Raw genomic sequence first — 24670 nt, 5'->3', positions numbered from 1 at the left:
CCTTGAACACATGTCTTTCGTCGTCGAATCACTTCCCCCTCTCACCTGGAGCAACGGCACCGGCACCGCCGAGCAGGCGGGTCCCGGCCAGCTGACGCTGACCGCCGCCGCGGGCACCGACTGGACGAACAGTGCGCTCGGCGGGCCGCAGCAGCACGCCGCGACGTCGCTCGGGTTCGTGCCGACGGAGGACTTCACGCTGTCGGCCCGGGTGAGCGTGCAGCACCCGCGCAGCACGTTCGATGCGGGTGTGCTCGCCATCTGGGGCGACAAGGATCACTGGGCGAAGCTCTGCTTCGAGTATTCACCGCAGGGGGAGGCGATGGTCGTCTCCGTCGTCACCAACGGGTTCTCCGACGACTGCAATTCCACCGTCGTCACCGCCGACCACGTCTACCTGCGGGTGGTCAAGACGGGCGCGGGATGGGCGTTCCACTCGTCGGCCGACGGGGTCACCTGGGATTTCGTCCGCGTCTTCCGGCTGGACTGGGACGGCGACGTGAACGTCGGGTTCATGGCGCAGGCTCCGCTCGGCGACACCTGCGTCGCGCGGTTCGACACCATCCGGTACGCGAACACGGTGCCGGGCAACCTCAGGGACGGTTCATAGGCCAAACCTCGATCACTGGTTGAAAATCGCGCCGTCCACGGTCACGATGGGGGCATGAGGGCCATATGGACGGGTGCGATCACTTTCGGGCTGGTCAACGTGCCGGTGAAGGTATACAGCGCGACCGAGGATCACGATGTCGCGCTGCACCAGGTGCACGACGCGGACGGCGGGCGCATCCGGTACAAGCGGGTGTGCGAGATCGACGGCAAGACGATCCCGTACGAGCACATCGCGAAAGCGTACGACGACGGGGAGCGCACCGTCGTGCTCACCCCGGACGACCTGGCGTCGCTGCCCGCTGAGCGCAGCAGGGAGATCGACGTGGTCGAGTTCGTGCCGAACGATCAGCTCGACCCGCTGATGTTCGACCGCAGCTACTACCTGGAACCGGACTCCAAGTCGCTGAAGGCGTACGCGCTGCTGCGGCGCACCCTCGAAGACTCGGAGCGCACCGCCATCGTCAACTTCGCGCTGCGGCAGAAGACCAGGCTCGGCGCTCTGCGGGTGCGCGGGGATGTGCTCGTGCTGCAGACGCTCCTGTGGAACGACGAGGTCCGCGAGGCGAGCTTCCCGTCGCTGGAGGACAGTCCGCGCATCACCCAGCGGGAACTCGACCTGTCCGCCGCGCTCATGGAGAGCTTCGCCGGCGACTTCGAGCCGGAGAAGTTCAGCGACGAATATCAGGATGAGCTGCGGAAGCTGATCGAGGCGAAGCTCGAACAGGGCGACACCATCGACACGGCGGAGACGTTCGGCGAGCAGGAGGAGAAGAGCTCGGGCGGCGGTGAGGTGATCGACCTCATGGAGGCGCTGCAGCGCAGCGTCGAGCGCAGCAGAGGTTCGGGTGGCGCGAAGGGCTCCGGCGGGGAGAAGTCCGCGGCGAAGACGTCGACGGCGAAGAAGTCCGCCGCCGCGAAGTCCGCGAAATCGGCCACCGCGAAGTCCGCAGCGAAGTCCTCCGGCTCGGCGACCGCGGGCAAGACGGCGAAGACCGCCGCCAAGAAGCCCGCGTGACGCGCCTCCGCCGCAGCGACCCGTCCGGGCCCGGCTACCGCAGGATCAGCACGAAGAAGGCGCCGACGTACCAGGACGAGGCCGGCAACACGATCGTCGACGAGCGCGAGCTGGAGCGCATCCGGTCGCTGGTGATCCCGCCCGCCTGGCAGGACGTGTGGATCTCGCCGGACGCGCGGGGGCACATCCAGGCCGTCGGCTACGACCAGGCCGGGCGGAAGCAGTACCTCTACCACGAGTCCTGGCGTCTGCATCAGGACAGGGTCAAGTTCGAGCGGGCGGCCCAGCTGGCCGAGACGCTGCCCGCCGCGCGCCGCCGCGTCACGATGGACCTGCGGCAGGAAGGCTTCGGCAGGGACCGGATCCTGGCGGCGGCGCTCAGGATCATCGACCTCGGCTCGCTCAGGATCGGCAGCGAGGAGTACCTGCACGCCAACGGCAGCAGGGGACTCACCACGCTGCTCTGCCGCCACGTCGCCATCGACGGGGGCGACGTCACGCTGACGTTCCCGGCGAAGAGCGCGCAGAAGTGGACGAGCACGATCACCGATCCGGATGTGGCGGCCCTGCTCTCCGAGATCGTCGCCGCGCGCGGCCAGCGCTCGCGGCTGCTGTCCTGGAAGGACGGCACCTGGCACACGATCCGTCCCGCATCGCTCAACGAGTACATCCGGCGGCAGACGCGCGGCGAGTTCACCGCGAAGGACTTCCGCACGCTGCACGGCACGATCACGGCGGCGGCGACGCTCGCCGGACTCGGAACGGGCGGCACGGAGCGGGAGCGGACGAAGCGCATCACCGCCGCGGTCGCCGCGGCAGCGGATGCGCTCGGGAACACCCCGGCGATCGCGCGCAACAGCTACATCGACCCGCGCATCTTCGACCGCTACCGGCAGGGCGAGGTGATCGACCTGTCCAACGGCCGCGCACCGGAGCCCGCGCTGCTGGAACTGCTCGCCTAGCGCTTCGGAGCGTCCTCCGCCGCACCCTCCGACGACAGCGGCGCCGCGATGTCCTCAAGCGACTTGCCCTCCGCATCCACGCCCAGGAACAGCTCGACCAGTCCCGCCGCGATCATCAGCCCCGCGCCGATGTAGTACCCGATGGCCACCGCGTGCATGCCGTCCTCGATCAGGTGGCCGAACAGGATCGGCCCGATGATGCCGCCGAGGCCGGTGCCGACCGCGTAGAAGAACGCGATCGCCATCGCCCTGGTCTCCATCGGGAAGACCTCGCTGACGGTCAGGTATGCGCTGCTCGCGCCGGCGGAGGCGAAGAAGAACACCACCATCCAGCACACCGTCAGCCAGAACGCGTCGAGGATGCCCGCGTCGAACATCAGAGCGGTGCCCACCAGCAGCACGCCGCTTCCGACGTAGGAGAGGGTGATCATGAAGCGGCGGCCGACCGAGTCGAAGAGGTGCCCGAGAAGGGCCGGGCCGAGGAAGTTGCCGATCGCGATGGGAACGAGCGCCCACGGGGCCACGTCGTCCGGCACCCCGAGCAGCTTCGTCAGCACGAGCGAGTACGTGAAGAACACGGCGTTGTAGAGGAACGCCTGGCCGATGAACAACGAGAGCCCGAGCACGAACCGCTTCGGGTAGCGGGTGATCGCAACGCGCACGATCTCGCCGAACCCGGTGGACCTGCGCTGCTTGATCCGGATGGCCTTGTCCGTGGGCACGGCGTCGAGGTGCTTCCCCGTGTCCTCCTCCACGTCGTGCTCGATCTCGCCGACCAACTTCTCCGCCGCCTCGTCGCGACCGTGGATGAACATCCAGCGCGGCGACTCCGGCACGTTGCGGCGGACCAGCAGGATCACCAGACCGAGCACCGCGCCCAGGCCGAACGCGATGCGCCAGCCGATGTCGGCGGCGAAGATGTCGGTGTTCAGCAGGAAGACGGTGAGCACGGCGCCGAACGCCGTGCCGAGCCAGTACGAGCCGTTGATCGCGAGGTCCACCAGGCCGCGGCGCCGGGCGGGGATGAGCTCGTCGATCGCCGAGTTGATGGCCGCGTACTCGCCGCCGATGCCCGCGCCGGTGAAGAAGCGGAACAGGAAGAACATCCACGGCGCGAAGGAGAACGCGGTGAGCACCGTTGCGACCAGGTAGAGGCCGAGCGTGACGATGAACAGCTTCTTCCTGCCGAAGCGGTCGGTCAGATAGCCGAACACGAGCGAGCCGACGCAGGCGCCGGCGACGTAGATGGCGGCGGCGAGACCGATGTCGGCGGTGGACAGCCCGAGACCGCTGGACGGCTCGGTCAGGCGGGAGCCGATCGCGCCGACGATGGTCACCTCCAGCCCGTCGAGGATCCACACGGTGCCGAGACCGATCACCACGAGCCAGTGGAACTTCGACCAGGGAAGTCTGTCCATCCTCGCCGGGATGGTCGTTTCGATCGTCTTCAGCGACGGTTCCTGGGTATTCGATGTATGCGCGCTCACGTCGCGCACGATACGACGTGCATCCCGATCCCAGCAGGGGCTTGACAAATGGATGCATTGGAAGCGCTTTCCGACACGCCTAGCGTCTGGCTACCACCCTTGTCAACCCCTTGTTGGGGGTCAAGCCGATTTGCTTACCTGTCAGAAGATTCCCCGCCCGACCGCGGGACTCGCACCGCAGTGATGCAGAGCGAAAAAATGAACACGAGTGATGGGAAGACGAGACATGACAGTCCTCGAAGTGACCAACGATCCGGTGCGCGACTACCTGAACTCGATCGGGCGCACGCGCCTCCTGACCGCCGAAGAAGAGGTGTCGCTGGCCAAGCGCATCGAGATCGGCGTGCTCGCCGGAGAGCGCCTCGCCAAGCGGCCCGGCCTCACCCCGGTGGAGCGCCGCGAGCTGCAGTGGCTCGCCGACGACGGCAAGCGCGCGTTCGAGCGTTTCATCGAGGCGAACCTCCGCCTCGTGGTCAGCATCGCCAAGCGGTACGCGGGCCGCGGCCTGCCGGTGATGGACCTCATCCAGGAGGGCAACCTCGGCCTGGTGCGCGCGGTGGAGAAGTTCGACTACCGCACCGGCAACAAGTTCTCGACGTACGCCACCTGGTGGATCCGCCAATCGATCCTCCGCGGCATCGCGGACACCGCCCGGCTCATCCGCATCCCCGTGCACACGGTGGAGAAGATCGACAAGCTCGACCGCATCCGGCGCGACCTGGGCGGTGAGCTCGGCCGCACCCCCACGCTGGAGGAGATGGCCGAAGCGTCCAACCTCACGCCCGCCGAGGTGCACAAGCTGCAGATGAGCGACTCGGAGACGGTGTCGCTCGCGGTGCCGGTCGGCGAGAACGAGGGAGCGGAACTCGGCGACCTCATCGAGGACGACGACTTCCCGACGCCCGCAGAGGCCGTCGAGGTCGGCTTCCGCCACCGCGACCTCGAAGAGCGCCTCAAAGACCTGCCCCCGCGCGACGCGAAGGTGGTCAGGATGCGCTTCGGGCTCGACGGCCAGAAGCCGATGACGCTGGATGAGGTCGGCGAGGTCTACGGCATCACCCGCGAGCGCGTGCGCCAGCTGGAGACCCGCAGCCTCAAGCGCCTCCGCTGCCCCGAACTCCTCGAGTACCTGCGCTGAGCGGGCTGAGGGCGACAGACATGAACGAACCCCGCGCCTGGCGCGGGGTTCGTTCGTCGTCGCTCCGGGACTCAGCGGCCGGGAGGAGTGTCCGCGTTGACTTCGTCGGCGCCGAGCGCGCCGATCTCCTCGGTCAGCTGCAGACCCTGGGCACTGTTGGACGACAGGGTGAGCGCTTCCAGCCACACCTTGTTGATCTTGGGAGGGCGGCCGCCGCTGTAGCGGAACAGCAGAGGAACGGACGGGTCGATCCAGATGGCGCTGCGGCCGTCTCCGACGCCCTGCTCGTCACGCCAGGAGAAGAAGAACCCCTCTTTGCGTCGCAGCTTCAGGCCGACGACGATCTGCAGATGCGCAAGAACCCGATCGTCGAAACCGATCTCCGTCGTTCCAGCGTAGACAAGCTTTCCCATGCCTCGAAGTTACAGGACGGGCGAACGCACCGCGCGCATCCGGCGCCGGGACACGAGCGTATGGTCGCAGCATGACAGGCAGACGCGCACTCGTCACCGGAGCGACGGGCTACATCGGCGGCCGGCTGGTGCCCCGGCTGCTCGCCGACGGATTCACCGTGCGCGTGCTCGCGCGCTCGCCGCAGAAACTCACCGACGTGCCCTGGCTGCAGCAGGTGGAGGTGGCGGAGGGCGACCTGCACGACCGGGATGCCGTCGCAGCAGCCATGAAAGACGTCGATGTCGTCTACTACCTCGTCCACTCGATGCGGGCGTCGGGGGACTTCGACGAGGAGGAGGCCGACGCCGCGCGCATCGTCGCCGAGGAGGCCGCTGCCGCGGGCGTCAGCCGCATCGTCTACCTCGGGGCGCTGCACCCGGAGGGCGAGCTGTCCAGGCACCTCCGCTCCCGGGTGGCCGTCGGGCGCATCCTGCTCGACTCCGGCGTGCCGACGGTCGTGCTGCAGGCGGGGGTGGTGATCGGCTCCGGCTCCGCGTCATTCGAGATGATCAGGCACCTCACCGAGGTGCTGCCGTACATGCCGGCTCCCCGGTGGGTGCGCAACCGCATCCAGCCCATCGCGATCCGGGATGTGCTCCGCTACCTGATCGCCGCGGCCGACCTGCCGCCGGAGATCAACAGGGCGTACGACATCGGCGGGCCGGACATCCTGCGCTACGGGCAGATGATGAACGGGTTCGCGCTGGAGGCCGGTCTCCGGCAGCGTCCGATCGCGTCGCTTCCGGTGTTCACGCCGTGGCTGGCGTCGCAGTGGGTGAACCTGGTCACGCCCATCCCGCGCAGCCTCGCCGTGCCGATCATCGAGTCGCTGCAGTACGACTGCGTGGTGCGTGAGCACGACATCGACGAGGTCATCCCGCCGCCGGAGGGCGGACTCACGGGCTACCGCACCGCCGTGCGCCTGGCGCTCGCCCGGATGCGCGACGGCGACGTCGAGACGAGCTGGCGCAACTCGACGGTCGGCAACGCGCCGAGCGACCCGCTGCCGAGCGACCCGGACTGGGCGGGCCACACCGTGTACACCGACGTGCGGGAGCGCAGCAGCAGCGCATCCGCCGACCGGCTGTGGCGCGTCGTCGAAGGGATCGGCGGGGAACGCGGCTGGTACTCGTTCCCGCTGGCGTGGGCGCTGCGCGGCTGGATGGACAAGCTGGTCGGCGGCGTCGGGCTGCGCCGCGGCAGACGCGACGCCGACCGGCTGCAGACCGGGGACGCGCTCGACTGGTGGAGGGTCGAGCGGATCGACAGGGGAAGGGAGCTGCGGCTGCGCGCCGAGATGCTGGTGCCGGGGAAGGCCTGGCTGGAGATGCTGGTGGAACAGGAGGGGGAGGGTTCCCGCTATCGGCAGAGGGCGATCTTCTTCCCGAAGGGGCTGGCCGGGCGGCTCTACTGGTTCGCGATCCTGCCGTTCCACGGCGTGATCTTCAACGGGATGGCGAACAGGATCGTGGCCGAGGCTGCGGAGGAGCCATCGTCGGAGTCGGCGCCGGCGCCGGCGAGGGAGCCGGCCGGCTGATGGCTCAGCGCGCGGGGGTCTCAGCCGCTTCCGGTTCCTCGGCGTCTTCCGGATCCTCCGGGAGCTGCGGGATCGCGGCGAGGTCGGTGAGGAACCGGATCACGATCTCGCGCTCGTCGCTGTTCAGGCCTCTGGCCACCTCGAAGCGGTGTGCGTGCTGCCTCCCCATCACGCGGCGCACCTCGCGGTGCGTCTCCTCCGTGATCGCGACCGTCACCGCGCGGCGGTCGGTCGGGTGCGGACGCCGCTCGATGTGGCCTGCACGCTCCAGCCGGTCGAGCATCTTGGTCGTCGAGGCCGTCGAGATGTGCAGGTGCTCGGAGAGGGCGCCCGCCGTGACGGCGACGTCGGCGTTCGCCGACGCGATGATGTACCGCAGCGCCTTCATGTCCGTGTCGTTGAGCTTCATCTTGCTGCGCGATTCGAAGCTGAGTTTCTGCTCGGCCTCCCGCCAGTCTTTGAGCGCGGTGAGGAGCACGACGACCCGCTCGAGGTCGACCTCGGTGAGGTCGTCGTGGCGGACGAGTTCCTGCCGAGGGTCGATCACGCGGGGGTCGAGCATCGACCCGGAGACGCGGCGCGCGTCCTCATTGAAACCCATGCGCACATCCTATGCCCGCTAGTAAGAAGCGTGCTAAGTTATTTACTTACTTGGCTAGACAAAGGAGCGTAGGATGACCCAGATCCATCAGGGAGCACCGCGCATCGGTCTGCCGGAGGTGGATGCCAGGCTCGCCGCTTTCTTCACGGAGCGGTCGGAGCAGGCGACGCGGTACGGCAGCGAATACCAGCGTCTGTGGAGCAGCGCGCGGAGCGCCAGCGAGGGAGGCAAGCGCATCCGTCCCGGCTTCGTGCTGAGCGCCTTCGACGCCATCGGCGGCGAGGCCTCCGGCGTCGCGACCGCGGCCGACGCCGTGGACACGGCCGTCGCCTTCGAGCTGCTGCACACCGCGTTCCTGCTGCACGACGACGTGATCGACGGAGACACGGTGCGGCGAGGACGCCCCAACGTGGCCGGCGAGTTCGCCGGGGATGCGGCCGCCCGCGGCATCGACGGGGAGCGTGCCGCCCTCTGGGGCGAGACCGCCGCCATCCTCGCCGGCGACCTGCTGCTGCACGCCGCGGCCTCGCTGATCGCCCGGCTGGATGTGCCGTCGCCGACCCGCACGGCGCTGCTCGACCTGCTCGACCACAGCATCTTCGTCACGGCGGCGGGGGAGCTGTCGGACGTGTCGTACAGCCTGCGCCTGGACGAGGCGCGACTGCCGGATGTGCTCGCCATGACCGAGCGCAAGACGGCCGCGTACTCGTTCGCCGGGCCGCTCGCCGCCGGCGCCATGCTCGCGGGGGCGGGCGGCGACGTGCTGGCGGCGCTGGGTGAGTACGGCAGGCTGCTCGGCATCGCCTTCCAGCTCGGCGACGACCTCCTCGGCGTGTTCGGCGAGGAGGATGCCACCGGGAAGAGCATCGTCAGCGACCTGCGCGAGGGCAAGGAGACCTCCCTCATCGCGTACGCGCGCGCGACCTCGGCCTGGCCGACCATCGAGCAGCACTTCGGACGGCCGGACCTCGATCACGACGACGGTCGCCGTCTCGCGGCCCTGCTCGACGCGTGCGGTTCGCGCGCCTTCGTGGAGGGGCTCGTCGCCGAGTACGCGGACGCCGCCGTCGCGGCCCTCGCCGTCCCCGGGCTCCCTCTGTCGCTGACCGACGAGCTTTCGGCGGTGGCCCGCTCCTGCGTCGGGAGGATCGCGTGACCAGGGAGGCCGAGCTCACCACCGCCGGCGGTGCCCGACCGGCCGCCCCCACCGATCTGTCCCTCTACACGCGGGCAGCGCACACCAGCTCCGCCACGATCATCCACGAGTACTCCACGTCGTTCGGGATGGCGACCAAGCTGCTCTCCCCGGAGGTGCGCCCCCAGGTCGAGGACATCTACGCCCTGGTGAGGATCGCCGACGAGATCGTCGACGGAGCGGCGGCGGAGGCCGGTCTCGCCGTCGACGACCAACGTGCGCTGCTCGACGCCCTCGAGGCGGACACCGAGCGGGCGATGCGCACCGGGTACAGCGCCAACGTCGTGGTGCACTCGTTCGCGTGCACGGCCAGAGCCGTCGGGATCGAGCCGTCGCTGACCGCGCCGTTCTTCGCGTCGATGCGCCGCGACCTCAGCCCGGTGGACTTCAGCTCGGACGAGCTGAGCGCATACATCTACGGGTCGGCCGAGGTGGTCGGGCTGATGTGCCTGCGCGCGTTCCTCTCCCACGAGCAGGTCGCCACCGACCGCCGGATGCGGTTGGAGAGCGGCGCCCGCCGGCTCGGCGCCGCCTTCCAGAAGATCAACTTCCTCCGCGATCTGGCCGTCGACTGGACGGAGCTCGGCCGCAGCTATTTCCCCGGCATCGATCCGGGCAGGCTCACGGAGCGGCAGAAGCTGGAGCTCGTCGTGGACATCGAGCGCGACCTCGGTGCCGCCCAGGACGCCATCCCGGAACTGCCGGACAACTGCCGCCGCGCCATCGCCGCGGCGCACGGCCTGTTCGCGGAGCTGACCGACCGCATCCGGTCGACGCCGGCCCCACTGCTGCTGTCGACGCGTGTCAGCGTCCCGACCAGGACGAAGCTCGCCATCCTGATGCGCGCGACGGCCGGATGGGGCGCGGGGTCGTCGCGATGACCGGCGACCGCCCCAGCGCTGCCCCGGCGTCGGTCGTCGTGATCGGCGGAGGCATCGCCGGTCTCGCGACCGCCGCCCTCCTCGCGGTGGACGGCCACCGGGTCACGCTCCTGGAACAGCACGACCAGCTGGGCGGCCGAGCGGGAACCTGGTCGGCGGACGGTTTCCGCTTCGACACCGGGCCGTCATGGTTCCTGATGCCCGAGGTCTTCGACCACTTCTTCCGGCTGCTCGGCACCAGTTCTGCCGAGCAGCTCGATCTCGTCACCCTGGATCCCGGATACCGCGTGTTCTCGGAGTCCGGAGCTGCGCCCCTGGATGTGCGGGCGGACTACCCGGCCAACCGCGCGCTCTTCGAGTCCGTCGAGCCCGGCTCCGGCCCCCGCCTCGACCGTTACCTCGCCAGCGCCCGCGAGACGTACCGGATGGCGGTCGACCGCTTCCTTTATGGAACGTTCGCCTCCTTCCGCCCGCTGTTCTCCCGCGACCTGATGACCAAGCTCGGCCGCCTCGGCCGTCTGCTGCTGGAGTCTCTGGAGCGTCGGGCGGCGCGGACGGTCCGGGACACCCGGCTCCGCCAGATCCTCGGCTACCCCGCGGTGTTCCTCGGCACGTCGCCCGACAGGGCGCCGAGCATGTACCACCTGATGAGCCACCTCGACCTGGAGGACGGCGTCCGCTACCCGCAGGGCGGGTTCGGCACCATCATCGACAGGATCGCGGCGATCGCCCGCGCCGACGGCGCCCACCTGCAGACCGGCGCCCGCGTGACGGCGATCCGCACGGAGCCGGGCGCCGCCCGCGCCAGGGTCACCGGAGTGGAGTACCGGGATGCGTCCGGCGGCCTGCACTTCGTCCCTGCAGACACCGTCGTCTCGGCCGCCGACCTGCACTTCACGGAGACCACCCTGCTGCCCGAGGCGCTGCGCACATACCCGGAGTCGTACTGGGAGCACCGCGACCCAGGCCCCGGCGCCGTGCTGGTGATGCTCGGCGTCCGCGGAGCCCTCCCGGAGCTGACGCACCACAACCTCTTCTTCACCACGGACTGGGCGGACAACTTCGACCGCATCTACGGCGCGGAGCCGTCCATCCCGGATCCGGCGTCGCTCTACGTCTGCAAGCCGAGCGAGACGGACCCGACCGTCGCCCCGGACGGCAGCGAGAACCTGTTCGTGCTCGTCCCCGTGCCCGCCGACGTCTCCATCGGTTCGGGCGGCGTCAACGGCACGGGCGACCGCCTGGTGGAGCGGACGGCGGACGCCGCCATCGCACAGGTCGCCGCCTGGGCGGGCATCCCGGACCTCGCCGACCGCGTCATCGTGCGCCGCACGGTCGGCCCGGACGATTTCGCCACCGATCTCAACTCCTGGCGGGGTGGAGCCCTGGGACCGGCGCACACACTGCGGCAGAGCGCCTTCTTCCGCGGACGCAACGCCTCAGCGAAGGTCGACGGCCTCCTCTACGCCGGAGGATCGACGATCCCCGGCATCGGCCTGCCGATGTGCCTGATCAGCGCCGAGCTGGTGCTGAAGCGTCTCCGCGGCGACACCAGCACCGGACCCCTGCCGGAGCCGCTCGCTGCGGAGACCCGCTCGGAGTCGGTGGCGTGAGCATCCTGTATCTGTTGTTCATCCTCCTGTCACTGGGGGCGATGGTGCTGATCGACCACCGCTTCCGCCTGTTCTTCTGGCGGGATGCGCGCCGCGCCACGATCGTGCTGGTGGCCGGGGTGCTGTTCTTCCTCGCCTGGGACCTGGCCGGCATCGGCCTGCACGTCTTCGCCCGCGGAGAGTCTGGCTACATGACCGGCATCGTGCTCGCCCCGGAGCTCCCGCTCGAGGAGGTCTTCTTCCTCGCCTTCCTCTGTTACCTCACGATGGTCCTGATTACCGGCGCCCGTCTTGTGCTCGACCGGCGTGGCGACCGTGGCAGCGATCGTGACCGCAACCTCGCCCGCGACCGTGACCGCCTCCGCGATCGGGGGCGCGCATGACCTACCTCCTCCTCAGCCTCGCCTTCCTCGCACTCGCGCTCGTCGTCCTGGCCGTCGCGCTCGCCACGGCCAGGGACCGCGCAGCCATCGTCCGCCGCTGGTGGCTGCCCGTCCTGATCGCCGGTGTGCTGCTGGCTGTCCTCACGGCCGTCTTCGACAACGTGATGATCGGCTCCGGCCTGATGACGTACGGCGAGACCACGATCAGCGGCACCCGCATCGGGCTCGTGCCCATCGAGGACTTCGCGTACCCGCTGGCCGGTCTCCTGCTGCTTCCCGCCCTCTGGCTCCTCGTCCGGAAGCGGAGACCGGAATGACGATGGCAGCCCAGACGTCCTCCCCGTTCCGCCAGCTCGTGCTCGCCTCCCGCCCGCTCAGCTGGATCAACACCGCCTTCCCGTTCGCCGCCGCCTATCTCCTCACCACCCGGCAGCTCGACCTCACCTTCGTGCTCGGCACCCTGTACTTCCTCATCCCGTACAACCTCGCGATGTACGGGATCAACGACGTCTTCGACTACGAGTCCGACCTGCGGAACCCCCGCAAGGGAGGCGCGGAGGGCGCCGTGCTCGACCGCGGGATGCACAGGCGCATCCTGATCGCCGCCGCCGTCACCAACCTCCCGTTCCTCGTGTATCTGGTCATGGTCGGCTCCCCGCTGTCGTGGCTGGTGCTCGCGGTGAGCGTGTTCGCGGTGATCGCGTACTCGGTGAAGGGCCTCCGCTTCAAGGAGATCCCGTTCCTCGACTCGGTCACTTCGAGCACCCACTTCGTCAGCCCGGCGGTGTATGGGCTGGTGCTGGCGGGCGCCGCCTTCACCCCGCAGCTGCTCGCGGTGCTGCTCGCCTTCTTCCTCTGGGGGATCGGAAGTCACGCGTTCGGCGCCGTGCAGGACGTCGTGCCCGACCGGGAGGGCGGCATCTCCTCGATCGCAACGGTGCTGGGTGCGCGCAGCACCACCCGCTTCGCCATCGCGGCCTGGGCGCTCGCGGGCCTCGCGATGCTGCTGACCGCGTGGCCGGGACCGATCGCCGCCGTCCTCGCCATCCCGTACATCGTCGCCGCCGCGCCGTTCTGGTCGGTGAGCGATGAGGACTCCGCATCGGCCAACCGAGGCTGGCGCCGCTTCCTCTGGATCAACTACGCGTGCGGCTTCGTCGTGACGATGCTCCTCATCCTGTACGTGACGCTGACCGCCTGACGCGCCCGCCGCGGGCCGCCGCCCCGCCCCCGGGCTCACCCCCGCTTCGGCAGCTCCTGCAGCGCCCACGTGTTCCCATCCGGGTCGGAGAACGTCACGAACCGCCCCCAGTCCAGGTCGGCCACGCCCTCCGCCGCCACCCCGTTCTCACGAAGGTGCGCGAGGGCGTCGTCGGCGCTCTGCACCACGATCTGCAGTCCGCGCTGGCTGCCGGGCTCCATGTCGGTGAGTCCTTCGCCGAACGCGATCGAGCACGCGGAGCCGGGAGGGGTGAGCTGCACGAACCGGAGGGTGTCGGAGACGCGGTGGTCGTGGTCGGCAGTGAAGCCGACCTGGTCGACGTAGAACGCCTTCGCGCGGTCGACGTCGGTGACCGGGATGGTGATGAGCTCGATGCGCCAGTCTGTGATGGCCATGATCGGTGCCTTTCTGTCGGGTGCTGCCCTGTTCTTTCTTCGTACTTCCACGCTAGAGAGCAATGCGGACAAGAACCGGCCTCAATGGGAAATTGTGGATAACATCTCTCTCCCGGCCGCTGGGGAGGAAGCTCACAGCGCAGGGACGGTATCGTCGGAAGACACGCGCAGCAACAGCACGCACCACACCGGCCGAGAAAGACGAACGAGCGATGAGCGACAGCCCGGCTTCGCCCACTCCATACGAGGTGCTCGGCGTCGCATCCACCGTCAGCCACGAGGAGCTGCGCCGCGCCTACCGCAGGCTCCTGCGCGAGACGCACCCGGACACTGGCGGCACGGCCGCCCGTTTCCAGGCGGTGCAGGACGCCTGGGAGCTCGTCGGAGAGCCGGACGACCGCGCCCGCTACGACCGCGGCGAGGCGGCATACGCCGGCGACGTCAGCGTCGACGGGGCGGCGGGCAACGGCTTCAGCGCCACCTTCCACGCCACCCGATCCCAGTCCCGCGGCGCCACCGTCCGTGCCCGCAGCTACGGCCACCCCGGCGGCCAGGCCCGCGAACGCTACCTGCACCTGATGCGCGAGTGGATGGGCAGGGGCACCGAGCTCGACGACCCGTACGATCCTGGGCTGGTCCGCTCGGCACCGCGCGAGATCCGCCATCTGCTCGCCGTCGCGCTCGCCGAGGAGGCCACGGCGCGCGCCGTCGCCGGGCTCGGCATCGGGTTCACGATCTGGAACGACGTCTCCGTGCATCCACGCTCCGACGCGAAGCTCGACCACGTGGTGCTCGGCCCGGCCGGCCTGTTCGCGATCCGCTCCGCCGACTGGGGCAGCGAGGTGAAGCTCTCCAAGGGCGACATCGTCGGTGAGGCGGTCGACCGCGACGAGGAGCCGTTCCACGACCTCCTACGCGACTCCAAGACCTTCTCGCGCCAGGTCGGCGTGCGCTTCACCGGCCTGATCATCGTCGTCCCGGACGACGCGCTGGCCGTTCCGTACGACCGCATCGAGCGCGGCCGGCTCTCCGGATCGCTGCTCGTGCGCCGGTCCCTGCTGCCGCAGGTGCTCCGCAACGGCGCGAACGCGGCGGGCAGGGAGAGCGTCGACCGCGCGTTCGAGCTGCGCACCCGGCTGCAGGAGAGCATCCGGTTCGTCTGACCCCGGATGCTGGGACCCAGGATGTCGGGCACCAAGACCTCGGCCCCTGGACGCGGCAGGCGCGAGGGAGCAGAGTGGGCACATGGTCACTTCACTCGACATCTTCAGCGGTTTCAGCGTCGACGACATCCCTGCGGCGAAGGCGTTCTACGGCGACACCCTCGGCCTGAACATCACCGACGGCCCGATGGGCAACCTCGACCTCGCCCTGCCGGCCGGCGGTCACGTGTTCATCTACCCGAAGCCGGATCACACCCCGGCGAGCTTCACCATCCTGAACCTGGTGGTGCCGGACATCGACGCCGCCGTCGACGACCTCAACGCCAAGGGCGTGAAGACCGACATCTACGACGACCCGAACCTGCCGACCGACGCCAAGGGCGTCCTGCGCGGCAAAGAGGTGGACCGCGGCCCGAACATCGCCTGGTTCCGCGATCCGGCCGGCAACGTGGTGTCCGTGATCGAGGACTGAGCTCTCAGTCAGCTAGAAGCGCCCGCAACGCCATCGCGTCGACGGGCGAGCGCACCTTCGCGTCGTTGTCGAAGTACGCGTACACGTCCAGCCCGTCGCTGAGCCAGCCCCGGATGTCCGCGGCCCAGCGCGCGAGCGCCTCCGGCGTGTACCCGCTCGTGTACAGCTCCTCGTCGCCGTGCAGCCGCACGTACTGGAAGTCCGTGGTGGTCTCCCGGATCACGGGGAAGCGCCCTGCGGTGTCCGCGACGACGATGGCGACCCCCGCATCCCGCGCGATGGCGGTGAACTCCGGAACGTCGAACGACGGGTTCCGCACCTCCATCGCGTGCCGGATGGGCCGCTCCGCGCCCGGGTCGAGGAACGTCCTGTCCTCGTCCAGGCTCGTCTCCGCCGCGAGGGCGGCAGCGGCGGTCGTCGTGCGGGGGAGCATCGCGAGGAACGCGGTCACAGCCTCCGGGTCGAACGCGAGGTTCGGCGGCACCTGCCAGAGCATCGGCCCGAGCTTCGCGCCGAGCGCGAGCACGCCGGACGCGCAGAAGTTCGCCACCGCCTCCCGCGCGTTCTTCAGCCGCAGGATGTGCGTGATGTACCGCCCGCCCTTCACGGAGAACACGAAGTCGTCGGCCGTCTCTTCCGCCCAGCGCCGGTAGCTCGCCGGTTTCTGCAGGGCGTAGAAGCTGCCGTTGATCTCGATCGAGTCGAGCCGCTCCGCTGCATATTCGAGCTCTGCGCGGTGCGGAAGTCCCTTCGGGTAGAACGTGCCGCGCCACGGCGCATACGTCCAGCCGGAGATCCCGATCCTAGCGACCGCCATCAGCGCCCCCGCAGCTGATCCAGGATGCGCCTGTCCCGCTTGGTCGGACGCCCGGCGCCGCGCTCGCGCAGCACGGCGGACGGCGCCTCCACCTGCGGAGGGGGCGGGGGAGTCAGGTCGTCGAAGCACTCGGCGGCGACGACGGCGCCCACCCGCTTCACGATCAGCCGTTTGGCGATCAGGATGCGCTCGGTGTCGCCCACCCTCGCGCGCACCTCGTCGCCGATCCTGACCGGCGTCGCCGGCTTGGCCTTGTCGCCGTTCACCCGCAGGTGCCCGGCTTTGGTGGCAGTGGATGCGGCGGAGCGTGTCTTGTAGAGGCGCACGGCCCACGCCCAGGAGTCGACGCGGACGCTCGCAGGTTCGGCCACGATCAGACCGCTTCGGCCAGCTGGCTCTTCCACTTCACGAGGCTGCGGACGGTCTTGCTCCTGTCGGTGGCGAGCTTGTCCATCACGTCGGCGGGCACGAAGTAGTTGATCGCCACCCAGCCGCGCACGGTCTCGGAGCGGTCGTCCGCGAGCATCCGGAGGATGTCGCAGGGGGTGGCCTCGTTCTTCGCGACGCAGCCGCGCACGCCGGCGTCCGGGTCGTTCGCGAGGGTGAGGAAGAGGTCGTCCGGGGTGTTGTAGCTGCTCGCGACGCTCTCCCGGATCTTGGGGTTCGGGTCGGAGGCGAGCAGCCTCAGCCGACGGATCTTGCTCTCGGTGACCGGGGGAGACGGGTGCAGTGCCGCCGCCTCCTCCGCGGTGAGCATCGCCGGTCGGTGCTCACGCATCGCCTGACGCTGGGCCGGGGTGTTGAACCGAATGCAGGACATGCGTCAACGGTACGCGCTCGCTCCGACCTTCGCGCGGCTGGCACGCCGGGGCCGTCGCGCCGCGGTCACGGAGCAGCGGGTGCCGGCTCGTCGCCGTTGCGCCGCGGCGGCCACGGCACGATCGGCGACGTGCGCCGCTGGTACTGCGCGTACTCGGGGTAGCGGGACACCGAGATGCTCTCGGTGAAGACCGTCGACCCGATGAACAGCCCGGTCAGCAGCAGCGGCCCGATCACGGTCCACTGCAGGATGGACCCGGCCGCCACGCAGCCGAACAGGAAGAGCACCCACCACTGGGCCTGCTCGAAGAAGAAGTTGGGGTGCCGGGAGACGCGGAACAGCCCGCTCTGCAGGAAGCGCGGCTGCGGGTCGCGACCGGCCGCCTTCTCCGCGTTCTTCCACTGGTGGAAGTTCCACTGCTGCTGGTCGGCCACGGTCTCGCCCACCAGGAACGCGAGGAACACCACGGCGCAGACGATGTCGAGCACGCCGAGCGGCGTCTGGTGCAGGTAGGCGGTCCAGGCGGGGAGGGTGATGAGGAACAGCAGCACGTTCTGGTAGATCACGATGAAGAATAGGTTGAACAGCCAGAACTGCCATCCGGGCATCCTGCCGCGCAGCACCGCCCAGCGGTAGTCCTCTCCGCCCGGCGCGTACCCGCCCTTGCGCGCGAAGTTGAAGGTGAGCCGGATGCCCCAGAGGGTGACGAGGATCGCCATCAGGTCGAGCCGCGCATCCTGCAGTCCGGCGAATCCGGCGTACACCCAGACGTATGCGACGGGCACGATCGACCAGATGCGGTCGACCCAGGAGTGCTCGCCGGTGATGAGCGAGAGCACCCAGGTGACGACGCAGACGCCGACGAGTATCCAGAGACTGACGATGAATGGCTCCACGCCCACATCTTATGCACGCATTCGCCGCGCGCCGGGGAGCCTCCCGGCACGGAGAACGGAATCACTAGACTCGTATCCCGTGGATGGTGTCGGTGCGCGCGAGGTCAGTTCGCGGGTCCTGACGATCCCGAACATCCTGAGTTTCTTCCGGCTCGCCCTGGTGCCGGTATTCCTGGCGTTCGTGATCGACGGTCAGGATGCGTTCGCGCTGCTCGTGCTCGTGGTGTCGAGCATCACCGACTTCCTCGACGGTTTCCTCGCCAGACGGCTCAACCAGGTGTCGAGGCTCGGCCAGCTGCTCGACCCGGCCGCCGACCGCCTGTACATCTTCGCAGCCTTGATCGGGCTGGCCTGGCGGGACGTCATCCCGTGGTGGCTGGTGACGATCATCGTGGCGCGGGATGTAATGCTCGCGGTGCTCGGGGTCATCCTCGCGAACCACGGCTTCGGCCCGCTTCCCGTGCATCACCTGGGGAAAGTGGCCACATTCTGCCTGTTCTGGGCGCTCCCGCTTCTCATGCTCGGAGAGGCATTCGATGCTCTCGCGCCCTTCTCCCTGCCGCTCGGCTGGGCGTTCGCGCTGTGGGGGGCCTTCCTCTACTGGTGGGCCGGTTTTGTGTATATCGGAGAAACAGCCCGCGTAATCCGCCTTCCGGCGGACGACGGGGCCGGACGATCCGATACGCTGGAATAAGAGGAGGTTGACGGTGCCTGACGAGACTTACCCGAATGGGCCGGCGGATGACGCCGAGAACAACCCCCTGCGTAATTCAGCCGCGGGGAACGAAGACACGACCGCACGCTTCGGCGAGGAGTTCGTGTCGAAGATGTACCCGATGGATGGGGAGATCTCACCGGAGGAGCAGGAGGCCATCGCGGCCCTGCCGTCCGGTTCGGCTCTGCTGATCGTCCGCCGCGGTCCGAACACCGGCGCGCGCTTCCTGCTCGACGCCGATGTGACGAGCGCAGGGCGACACCCCAACGCCGACATCTTCCTGGACGACGTGACCGTCTCCCGCCGCCACGCGGAGTTCACGCGTCGCGGCACGGCGTTCGAGGTCCGCGACCTCGGATCGCTGAACGGCACGTACTACGACGGGGTCCGCATCGAGAGCGCCCTGCTCTCCGACTCCGCCGAAGTGCAGATCGGCAAGTTCCGCCTCACGTTCTACGCCTCGCGCCTCGACCTCGCAGCGTCGGCCCCGAACTAGTGGCACGGCAAGCAGCGAGCGCACGGGCTGGCTCGCCTGCGCTGCTCAGTATCGGCCAGGTGCTCGCGCGTCTGACGCCGGAGTTCCCCGACCTGTCGTCGTCGAAGCTGCGCTTCCTCGAGGAGCGCGGGCTCGTGTCCCCGGCGCGCACAGCATCCGGGTACCGCAAGTTCTCGCCGGACGACGTCGAGCGACTGCGCGTCGTGCTCGGGATGCAGCGCGACCACTACCTGCCGCTGAAGGTCATCAAGGCGTATCTGGCCGACCTGGATGCAGGCCTCAACCCGCCGATGCCGGGCGCAGCCCCCAGTGCTGGGCCGTCGATGCTGCCGACCGGCAGGCGGTTCAAGCGCGGCGAGCTGCTGCGCGAGGCGCAGGCCACCCAGGAGCTCCTGCAGGACGCGATCACCGCCTCCGTCATCGCTCCCGCCGAGGTCTACGGCGAGGAGACGCTGGCCGTGCTCCGCGCGCTCGTCGAGCTGCAGCGGCACGGCATCGAACCCCGCCACCTGCGCGGCTTCCGGGCCGCAGCGCAGCGCGAACTCGGGCTCATCGAGACGGCCCTCGTGCCGATCGCCCGGCGCAACGACGTGTCGAGCAGGGCGCAGACCGCCGAGCTCGCCCGCGAGATCGCCGGACAGCTGGATGTGGTGCGCGGCAGCATCATCCGGTCGGCTCTGTCGCGCATCCAGCCGTGACCGCGCGACCCCCACTGACGGATCGGCTCGACACGCCGATAGTCAAACTGCGAATGTCGTTGCCCGCGACCCTGAGCATGGGTACCGTGGATGATGCGCCTGTCGAACATGCGCATCCCAAGATCGGGCGAGAGGCGAACCCATGAGTGAACTGAGTCGTGACAACGACGCGGCCCGGTACGATCTGGGGTTGCTGTTCACCGACGGCCTCCCCGAGATGGACGACGCGAACGGCTACCGAGGAGCCGTCGCCGCCCGCGCAGCAGGCATCTCGTACCGCCAGCTCGACTACTGGGCTCGCACCGGTCTCGTCGAACCGACAGTCCGCGGTGCGGCGGGCTCCGGCTCGCAGCGCCTCTACGGTTTCCGCGACATCCTCGTTCTGAAGCTCGTCAAGCGCCTCCTCGACACCGGCATCTCGCTGCAGCAGATCCGCACCGCGGTCAACCAGCTGCGCGAATCCGGGGTCAACGACCTCGCCCAGACCACGCTGATGAGCGACGGAGCGAGCGTCTACCTCTGCACGTCCAACGACGAGGTCATCGACCTCGTCAGCCGCGGCCAGGGCGTCTTCGGCATCGCCGTCGGCAAGGTCCTCCGCGAGGTCGAGTCGAGCCTCGTCGAGCTCGACACCCAGACCGACTCCATGGACGAGCTCGCCGCTCGTCGCGCCTCCAAGGCCTCCTGAGCCCCGAATCCTCAGCACCCTCCGCACGCGCGGAGGGTCAGCCGACTCCTCAGGCGAGTGTCCGGCTTCCGGCAGGGCTAGCTAGGGCGCGACCGCGTACTCGCCGATGCGGGCCGTGCGCAGCACGCGCTCCAGCAGCATGTCGAAGTTGTGCGCCATCTCCTGCGCGCTCTCGCCCGGCCAGACGTGCAGCGGCTTCGCCGCGCCCTGCGCCTGCTGGAGCGACGTGCGCTCCGGCAGCTGAGGGGAGAGCACGAGCGGGCCGAACATGTCGCGCAGCTCCTTGATGCGGAACTGGTGCTCCAGCGACTGGACGCGGGCCCGGTTCACGATGATGCCGAGCGGCTGCAGGCGGGGGGAGAGGCCGCGGCGGATCTCCTCGATCGCACGCAGTGCACGGTCGGCGGCGGCGACGGAGAACAGGCCTGGTTCTGTGACGACGGCGACGCGGTCGCTGGCCGCCCAGGCCGTGCGGGTGAGCGCATTCAGCGACGGGGCGCAGTCGATCAGCACGAGCTCGTAGTCGTGCTCGACGTTCGCCAGCGCCTCCTCCAGCTTCCAGATGTCCCGGATGCTCGGGTGCGGGCCGTCGAAGTTGATCGCGGACGGGCTGCCGATCATGACATCGATCTTGCCGCTGCGGCCCTTCGTCCAGCCGGAGGGGGCGATCGCCGCACGGACGATCTTCTCCTTCGGGGATGCCAGGACATCGGCGACATTGAGGTGGCCTGCCACCTGGATGTCCATGCCCGTGGACACGTCCGATTGCGGGTCGAGATCGACCACGAGCGTTCGGAGCCCCTTGGCGAACGCCGCGGAGGCCAGTCCAAGCGTCACTGTGGTCTTTCCGACACCGCCCTTGAGGGAACTAACGCTGAGTACGTGCACAAGAAGCCACGTTACCTTCACTAGTCTTAGAGAACCTAACCGTTTGCTGTGTGGCGTAGCCCCCTGCTCGAAAGGTCCCCATGTTCCGTAAGATCCTCGTTGCCAACCGCGGTGAAATCGCCATCAGGGCCTTCAGGGCCGCTTACGAGCTCGGCGCTCAAACTGTGGCGGTGTTCCCGTATGAGGACCGCAATTCCATGCACCGCCTCAAGGCGGACGAGGCGTACCAGATCGGCGAGCCGGGCCACCCGGTGCGTGCGTACCTCGATGTGCAGGAGATCATCCGCGTCGCGAAGGAGTCCGGCGCGGATGCGATCTACCCCGGATACGGCTTCCTCTCCGAGAACCCCGAGCTGGCGGAGGCCGCCCGCGAGGCCGGCATCACGTTCATCGGCCCGCCGCCGCGCGTGCTCGAAATGGCGGGAAACAAGGTCACGGCCAAGGAGCACGCCATCGCTGCCGGCGTCCCCGTGCTCAAGTCGACGCCCCCGTCGAAGGACATCGACCTCCTGATCTCCCAGGCGGACGAGATCGGCTTCCCGATCTTCGCCAAGGCGGTCGCAGGCGGCGGCGGACGAGGGATGCGCCGCGTCAACACCAAGGACGACCTCCGCGGAGCCCTCGAAGAGGCGATGCGCGAGGCGGACAGCGCGTTCGGCGACCCGACCATGTTCCTGGAGCAGGCCGTGCTGCGCCCGCGCCACATCGAGGTGCAGATCCTCGCCGACTCGCACGGTGCGACCATGCACCTGTTCGAGCGCGACTGCTCCGTGCAGCGCCGTCACCAGAAGGTGATCGAGATCGCTCCGGCGCCGAACCTCGACGACGCCACCCGCCAGGCGCTCTACGCCGACGCGATCGCGTTCGCGAAGTCGATCGGCTACGAGAACGCCGGAACCGTCGAGTTCCTGCTCGACACCGCAGGCGAGCGCGCAGGCGAGCACGTCTTCATCGAGATGAACCCGCGCATCCAGGTGGAGCACACGGTCACCGAGGAGATCACCGACGTCGACCTCGTCCAGTCGCAGATGCGCATCGCGGCGGGGGAGTCGCTGGCCGACCTCGGCCTCAGCCAGGAGACGGTGCACATCCGCGGCGCCGCCCTGCAGTGCCGCATCACCACGGAGGACCCCACCGCCGGCTTCCGCCCGGACACCGGCAAGATCACCACGTACCGCTCGCCGGGTGGCGGCGGCGTCCGCCTCGACGGCGGAACGATCAACCCGGGCGCCCAGATCAGCCCGCACTTCGACTCGATGCTCGCCAAGATGACCTGCCGCGGCCGCGACTTCGCCGCTGCGGTCAGCCGCGCGCGCCGCGGTCTGGCCGAGTTCCGCATCCGCGGTGTCGCCACGAACATCCCGTTCCTGCAGGCCGTGCTCGACGACCCGGACTTCATCGCCGGCGACGTCAGCACCTCGTTCATCGAGGAGCGCCCTGAGCTGTTCAAGGGCCGCGCATCCAAGGACCGCGGCACGAAGGTGCTCAACTGGCTCGCCGACGTCACGGTCAACCAGCCGAACGGCGCCCGCCCGGAGACCCACGCACCGGTCGACAAGCTGCCGAAGATCGACCTGAGCGCTCCTGCACCGTCCGGCTCGCGCCAGAAGCTGCTGGAGCTCGGCCCCGCCGGCTTCGCGCAGGCCCTCCGCAACCAGACGGCCCTCGCCGTCACGGAGACCACGTTCCGGGATGCGCACCAGTCGCTGCTGGCCACGCGCGTCCGCACCCGCGACCTGCTCGCCGTCGCTCCGTACGTGGCACGCATGACGCCGGAGCTCCTGTCCGTCGAGGCCTGGGGCGGGGCGACGTACGACGTCGCGCTCCGCTTCCTCGGCGAGGACCCGTGGGAGCGCCTGGCCGCCCTGCGCGAAGCGCTGCCGAACGTGAACATCCAGATGCTGCTGCGCGGCCGGAACACGGTCGGCTACACGCCGTATCCCACCCAGGTGACGGATGCGTTCGTCCGTGAGGCCGCCGCGACCGGTGTGGACATCTTCCGCATCTTCGACGCCCTCAACGACGTGTCGCAGATGCGTCCGGCGATCGAGTCCGTGCTCGCGACGGGAACCGCCGTCGCCGAAGTGGCCGTCTGCTACACCGGCGACCTGCTCGACCCGAACGAAGATCTCTACACGCTCGACTACTACCTGAAGCTCGCCGAGCAGATCGTGGACTCCGGCGCGCACATCCTCGCGATCAAGGACATGGCGGGCCTGCTGCGTCCCGCTGCGGCCGAGAAGCTCGTCTCCGCGTTCCGCGAGCGCTTCGACCTCCCGGTGCACGTCCACACGCACGACACCCCGGGCGGCCAGCTGGCGACCCTGCTCGCGGCCAGCCGCGCAGGTGCGGACGCCGTGGACGTCGCGAGCGCGCCGATGGCGGGCACCACCAGCCAGCCGAGCGCGTCCGCCCTCGTCGCGGCCCTCGCACACACCGAGCGCGACACGGGCATCTCGCTCGCCTCGGTGAACGCGCTGGAGCCGTACTGGGAGGCCGTGCGCCAGGTCTACCGTCCGTTCGAGTCCGGCCTGCCGGGCCCGACAGGCCGGGTGTACAAGCACGAGATCCCCGGTGGCCAGCTCTCCAACCTGCGTCAGCAGGCCAAGGCGCTCGGCCTCGCAGAGGACTTCGAGCTGGTCGAGGACATGTATGCGGCTGCGAACCAGATCCTGGGCCGCATCCCGAAGGTGACGCCGTCGTCGAAGGTCGTCGGCGACCTCGCGCTGCACCTCGCCGCCGTGCACGCCGACCCGGCCGACTTCGCCGAGAACCCGCAGAACTACGACATCCCGGACTCGGTGGTCGGCTTCATGGCCGGCGAGCTGGGCGAGCTGCCCGGCGGCTGGCCGGAGCCGTTCCGCACCAAGGTGCTCGCGGGCAAGACCGTCAAGGTCGGCGTCGAAGACCTCTCGGCCGCCGACGCGAAGGCGCTGGAAGGCTCCAGCGAGGAGCGCCGTTCGACGCTCAACCGTCTGCTCTTCCCTGCTCCCACGCGCATCTACGAGCAGATGCGGGAGCTCTTCGGAGACCTGTCCGTCGTCGACTCGCTCGACTACCTCTACGGCCTCAAGCAGGGCACGGAGCACGTCATCGAGATCGACAAGGGCGTTCGCCTCTACATCGGCCTGGAAGCCATCGGCGAGGCCGACGAGAAGGGGATGCGCACGGTCATGACCACGCTCAACGGCCAGCTCCGGCCGGTGTTCGTGCGTGACCGCGGCATCGTCGTCGAGTCCAAGGCCGCCGAGAAGGCCGACAGCGCCAAGCCCGGCCAGGTGGCCGCCCCGTTCTCCGGAGTGGTGACCCTGCAGGTCGCGGTCGGTGACACGGTGGCAGCAGGGCAGGCCGTCGCCTCCATCGAGGCGATGAAGATGGAGGCGGCGATCACCGCCCCCATCGCCGGCACCATCGAGCGCCTCGCCATCCCGAAGACCCAGCAGGTGGATGCGGGCGACCTCCTGGTCGTCGTCGCCCGCCTAACCCCCCCCTGATAATCGAGTCCGGACTTGTTCACGCTTCA

At 69.2% G+C, this 24670-nt stretch carries 27 protein-coding genes; 18 read left to right on the top strand and 9 right to left on the bottom strand.

What is annotated here, in order from left to right; all coding sequences use genetic code 11:
• The first annotated feature begins 10 nt into the window (after positions 1 to 10).
• The 3 genes from B7438_RS03375 to B7438_RS03365 are packed head-to-tail and all read left to right on the top strand — an operon-like array spanning position 11 to position 2589.
• A complete protein-coding gene (locus tag B7438_RS03375) occupies positions 11 to 610 on the top strand; it encodes a DUF1349 domain-containing protein (RefSeq protein WP_085368055.1) in 600 nt (199 codons plus the stop codon).
• A gap of 54 nt (positions 611 to 664) precedes the next feature.
• Positions 665 to 1627 carry a Ku protein gene (locus B7438_RS03370; protein ID WP_085368053.1) on the top strand — a complete coding sequence of 321 codons (963 nt, stop codon included), beginning with the start codon at positions 665 to 667 and terminating at the stop codon, positions 1625 to 1627.
• On the top strand, positions 1624 to 2589 hold the full coding sequence (locus B7438_RS03365; RefSeq protein WP_085368051.1) for a DNA topoisomerase IB: 966 nt from the start codon (positions 1624 to 1626) through the stop codon (positions 2587 to 2589). The genes B7438_RS03370 and B7438_RS03365 overlap by 4 nt, the downstream gene beginning before the upstream one ends.
• Here B7438_RS03365 and B7438_RS03360 read toward each other — a convergent pair.
• Complete coding sequence (locus tag B7438_RS03360; protein WP_085368049.1) at positions 2586 to 4007, bottom strand: MFS transporter; 1422 nt, start codon at positions 4005 to 4007, stop codon at positions 2586 to 2588. The genes B7438_RS03365 and B7438_RS03360 overlap by 4 nt on opposite strands.
• Before the next feature lie 295 nt (positions 4008 to 4302).
• Here B7438_RS03360 and B7438_RS03355 point away from each other — a divergent pair, with 295 nt between their 5' ends.
• A complete protein-coding gene (locus tag B7438_RS03355; RefSeq protein WP_085368048.1) occupies positions 4303 to 5214 on the top strand; it encodes a sigma-70 family RNA polymerase sigma factor in 912 nt (303 codons plus the stop codon).
• A gap of 71 nt (positions 5215 to 5285) precedes the next feature.
• On the opposite strand, the gene B7438_RS03350 is transcribed toward B7438_RS03355, so the two are convergent.
• The gene (locus B7438_RS03350) at positions 5286 to 5627 is read right to left on the bottom strand and encodes an ATP-dependent DNA ligase (RefSeq protein ID WP_085368045.1); all 342 of its coding nucleotides are present in this window, start codon (positions 5625 to 5627) and stop codon (positions 5286 to 5288) included.
• Between the two features lie 71 nt (positions 5628 to 5698).
• On the opposite strand from B7438_RS03350, the gene B7438_RS03345 reads away from it, so the two are divergent.
• Positions 5699 to 7204 carry an SDR family oxidoreductase gene (locus tag B7438_RS03345; protein ID WP_085368043.1) on the top strand — a complete coding sequence of 502 codons (1506 nt, stop codon included), beginning with the start codon at positions 5699 to 5701 and terminating at the stop codon, positions 7202 to 7204.
• A gap of 4 nt (positions 7205 to 7208) precedes the next feature.
• On the opposite strand, the gene B7438_RS03340 is transcribed toward B7438_RS03345, so the two are convergent.
• A complete protein-coding gene (locus B7438_RS03340; protein WP_256921844.1) occupies positions 7209 to 7805 on the bottom strand; it encodes a MarR family winged helix-turn-helix transcriptional regulator in 597 nt (198 codons plus the stop codon).
• 73 nt (positions 7806 to 7878) lie between these two features.
• Between B7438_RS03340 and B7438_RS03335 the strand changes: the two genes are divergently transcribed.
• Genes B7438_RS03335 through B7438_RS03310 form a run of 6 tightly spaced genes read left to right on the top strand, consistent with a single transcriptional unit; the run spans position 7879 to position 13078 of the window.
• Positions 7879 to 8961, top strand: coding sequence for a polyprenyl synthetase family protein (locus B7438_RS03335; protein WP_085368041.1), 1083 nt, complete (start codon positions 7879 to 7881; stop codon positions 8959 to 8961).
• The gene (locus B7438_RS03330; RefSeq protein ID WP_085368039.1) at positions 8958 to 9881 is read left to right on the top strand and encodes a phytoene/squalene synthase family protein; all 924 of its coding nucleotides are present in this window, start codon (positions 8958 to 8960) and stop codon (positions 9879 to 9881) included. The genes B7438_RS03335 and B7438_RS03330 overlap by 4 nt, the downstream gene beginning before the upstream one ends.
• Positions 9878 to 11494 (top strand): phytoene desaturase family protein, encoded by a 1617-nt coding sequence (gene crtI, locus B7438_RS03325; RefSeq protein ID WP_085368108.1) that lies wholly within the window; start codon positions 9878 to 9880, stop codon positions 11492 to 11494. Before B7438_RS03330 ends, crtI begins: the two co-directional genes overlap by 4 nt.
• Positions 11491 to 11877 (top strand): lycopene cyclase domain-containing protein, encoded by a 387-nt coding sequence (locus tag B7438_RS03320; RefSeq protein ID WP_085368037.1) that lies wholly within the window; start codon positions 11491 to 11493, stop codon positions 11875 to 11877. Before crtI ends, B7438_RS03320 begins: the two co-directional genes overlap by 4 nt.
• Positions 11874 to 12194, top strand: a complete 321-nt coding sequence (locus tag B7438_RS03315) for a lycopene cyclase domain-containing protein (RefSeq protein WP_085368035.1) — start codon at positions 11874 to 11876, stop codon at positions 12192 to 12194. The genes B7438_RS03320 and B7438_RS03315 overlap by 4 nt, the downstream gene beginning before the upstream one ends.
• The gene (locus B7438_RS03310) at positions 12191 to 13078 is read left to right on the top strand and encodes a prenyltransferase (RefSeq protein ID WP_143465558.1); all 888 of its coding nucleotides are present in this window, start codon (positions 12191 to 12193) and stop codon (positions 13076 to 13078) included. The genes B7438_RS03315 and B7438_RS03310 overlap by 4 nt, the downstream gene beginning before the upstream one ends.
• Before the next feature lie 35 nt (positions 13079 to 13113).
• Here B7438_RS03310 and B7438_RS03305 read toward each other — a convergent pair whose 3' ends face one another.
• Positions 13114 to 13494 carry a glyoxalase superfamily protein gene (locus tag B7438_RS03305; protein ID WP_085368031.1) on the bottom strand — a complete coding sequence of 127 codons (381 nt, stop codon included), beginning with the start codon at positions 13492 to 13494 and terminating at the stop codon, positions 13114 to 13116.
• A 212-nt stretch (positions 13495 to 13706) separates the two neighbouring features.
• On the opposite strand from B7438_RS03305, the gene B7438_RS03300 reads away from it, so the two are divergent.
• Positions 13707 to 14657 carry a nuclease-related domain-containing protein gene (locus B7438_RS03300; RefSeq protein WP_085368029.1) on the top strand — a complete coding sequence of 317 codons (951 nt, stop codon included), beginning with the start codon at positions 13707 to 13709 and terminating at the stop codon, positions 14655 to 14657.
• 82 nt (positions 14658 to 14739) lie between these two features.
• A complete protein-coding gene (locus B7438_RS03295) occupies positions 14740 to 15129 on the top strand; it encodes a VOC family protein (RefSeq protein WP_085368027.1) in 390 nt (129 codons plus the stop codon).
• A 4-nt stretch (positions 15130 to 15133) separates the two neighbouring features.
• Here B7438_RS03295 and B7438_RS03290 read toward each other — a convergent pair whose 3' ends face one another.
• The 4 genes from B7438_RS03290 to B7438_RS03275 form a co-directional block, all read right to left on the bottom strand.
• Complete coding sequence (locus B7438_RS03290) at positions 15134 to 15946, bottom strand: DUF72 domain-containing protein (RefSeq protein WP_085368025.1); 813 nt, start codon at positions 15944 to 15946, stop codon at positions 15134 to 15136.
• Positions 15946 to 16317 (bottom strand): RNA-binding S4 domain-containing protein, encoded by a 372-nt coding sequence (locus tag B7438_RS03285; protein ID WP_085368023.1) that lies wholly within the window; start codon positions 16315 to 16317, stop codon positions 15946 to 15948. Before B7438_RS03285 ends, B7438_RS03290 begins: the two co-directional genes overlap by 1 nt.
• 2 nt (positions 16318 to 16319) lie before the next feature.
• On the bottom strand, positions 16320 to 16766 hold the full coding sequence (locus B7438_RS03280; protein ID WP_085368021.1) for a hypothetical protein: 447 nt from the start codon (positions 16764 to 16766) through the stop codon (positions 16320 to 16322).
• Positions 16767 to 16831: 65 nt separating this feature from the next.
• Positions 16832 to 17668: a DUF1295 domain-containing protein gene (locus B7438_RS03275; RefSeq protein ID WP_085368019.1), complete on the bottom strand. Its 837-nt coding sequence runs from the start codon at positions 17666 to 17668 to the stop codon at positions 16832 to 16834.
• Positions 17669 to 17741: 73 nt separating this feature from the next.
• On the opposite strand from B7438_RS03275, the gene B7438_RS03270 reads away from it, so the two are divergent.
• From B7438_RS03270 to B7438_RS03255, 4 genes are all read left to right on the top strand, one after another.
• Complete coding sequence (locus tag B7438_RS03270; protein ID WP_256921843.1) at positions 17742 to 18356, top strand: CDP-alcohol phosphatidyltransferase family protein; 615 nt, start codon at positions 17742 to 17744, stop codon at positions 18354 to 18356.
• Between the two features lie 13 nt (positions 18357 to 18369).
• Positions 18370 to 18873: an FHA domain-containing protein gene (locus B7438_RS03265; RefSeq protein WP_281727763.1), complete on the top strand. Its 504-nt coding sequence runs from the start codon at positions 18370 to 18372 to the stop codon at positions 18871 to 18873.
• Entirely contained in the window at positions 18873 to 19571 is a 699-nt protein-coding gene (locus B7438_RS03260; RefSeq protein ID WP_085368015.1) for a MerR family transcriptional regulator, read from the top strand. The genes B7438_RS03265 and B7438_RS03260 overlap by 1 nt, the downstream gene beginning before the upstream one ends.
• Before the next feature lie 142 nt (positions 19572 to 19713).
• On the top strand, positions 19714 to 20259 hold the full coding sequence (locus B7438_RS03255; RefSeq protein ID WP_085368013.1) for a MerR family transcriptional regulator: 546 nt from the start codon (positions 19714 to 19716) through the stop codon (positions 20257 to 20259).
• 81 nt (positions 20260 to 20340) lie between these two features.
• On the opposite strand, the gene B7438_RS03250 is transcribed toward B7438_RS03255, so the two are convergent.
• On the bottom strand, positions 20341 to 21147 hold the full coding sequence (locus B7438_RS03250) for a ParA family protein (protein WP_085368010.1): 807 nt from the start codon (positions 21145 to 21147) through the stop codon (positions 20341 to 20343).
• An 80-nt stretch (positions 21148 to 21227) separates the two neighbouring features.
• Between B7438_RS03250 and B7438_RS03245 the strand changes: the two genes are divergently transcribed.
• The gene (locus tag B7438_RS03245; protein WP_085368008.1) at positions 21228 to 24641 is read left to right on the top strand and encodes a pyruvate carboxylase; all 3414 of its coding nucleotides are present in this window, start codon (positions 21228 to 21230) and stop codon (positions 24639 to 24641) included.
• The last annotated feature ends 29 nt before the right edge of the window (positions 24642 to 24670 follow it).

It is taken from the genome of Leifsonia sp. NCR5 (genome assembly GCF_002105485.1).
In the GTDB taxonomy this organism is placed as follows: Bacteria; Actinomycetota; Actinomycetes; order Actinomycetales; family Microbacteriaceae; genus Leifsonia.
Note: the sequence above shows the minus strand (reverse complement) of the source record. Positions and strands in the feature narration are given on the sequence as shown.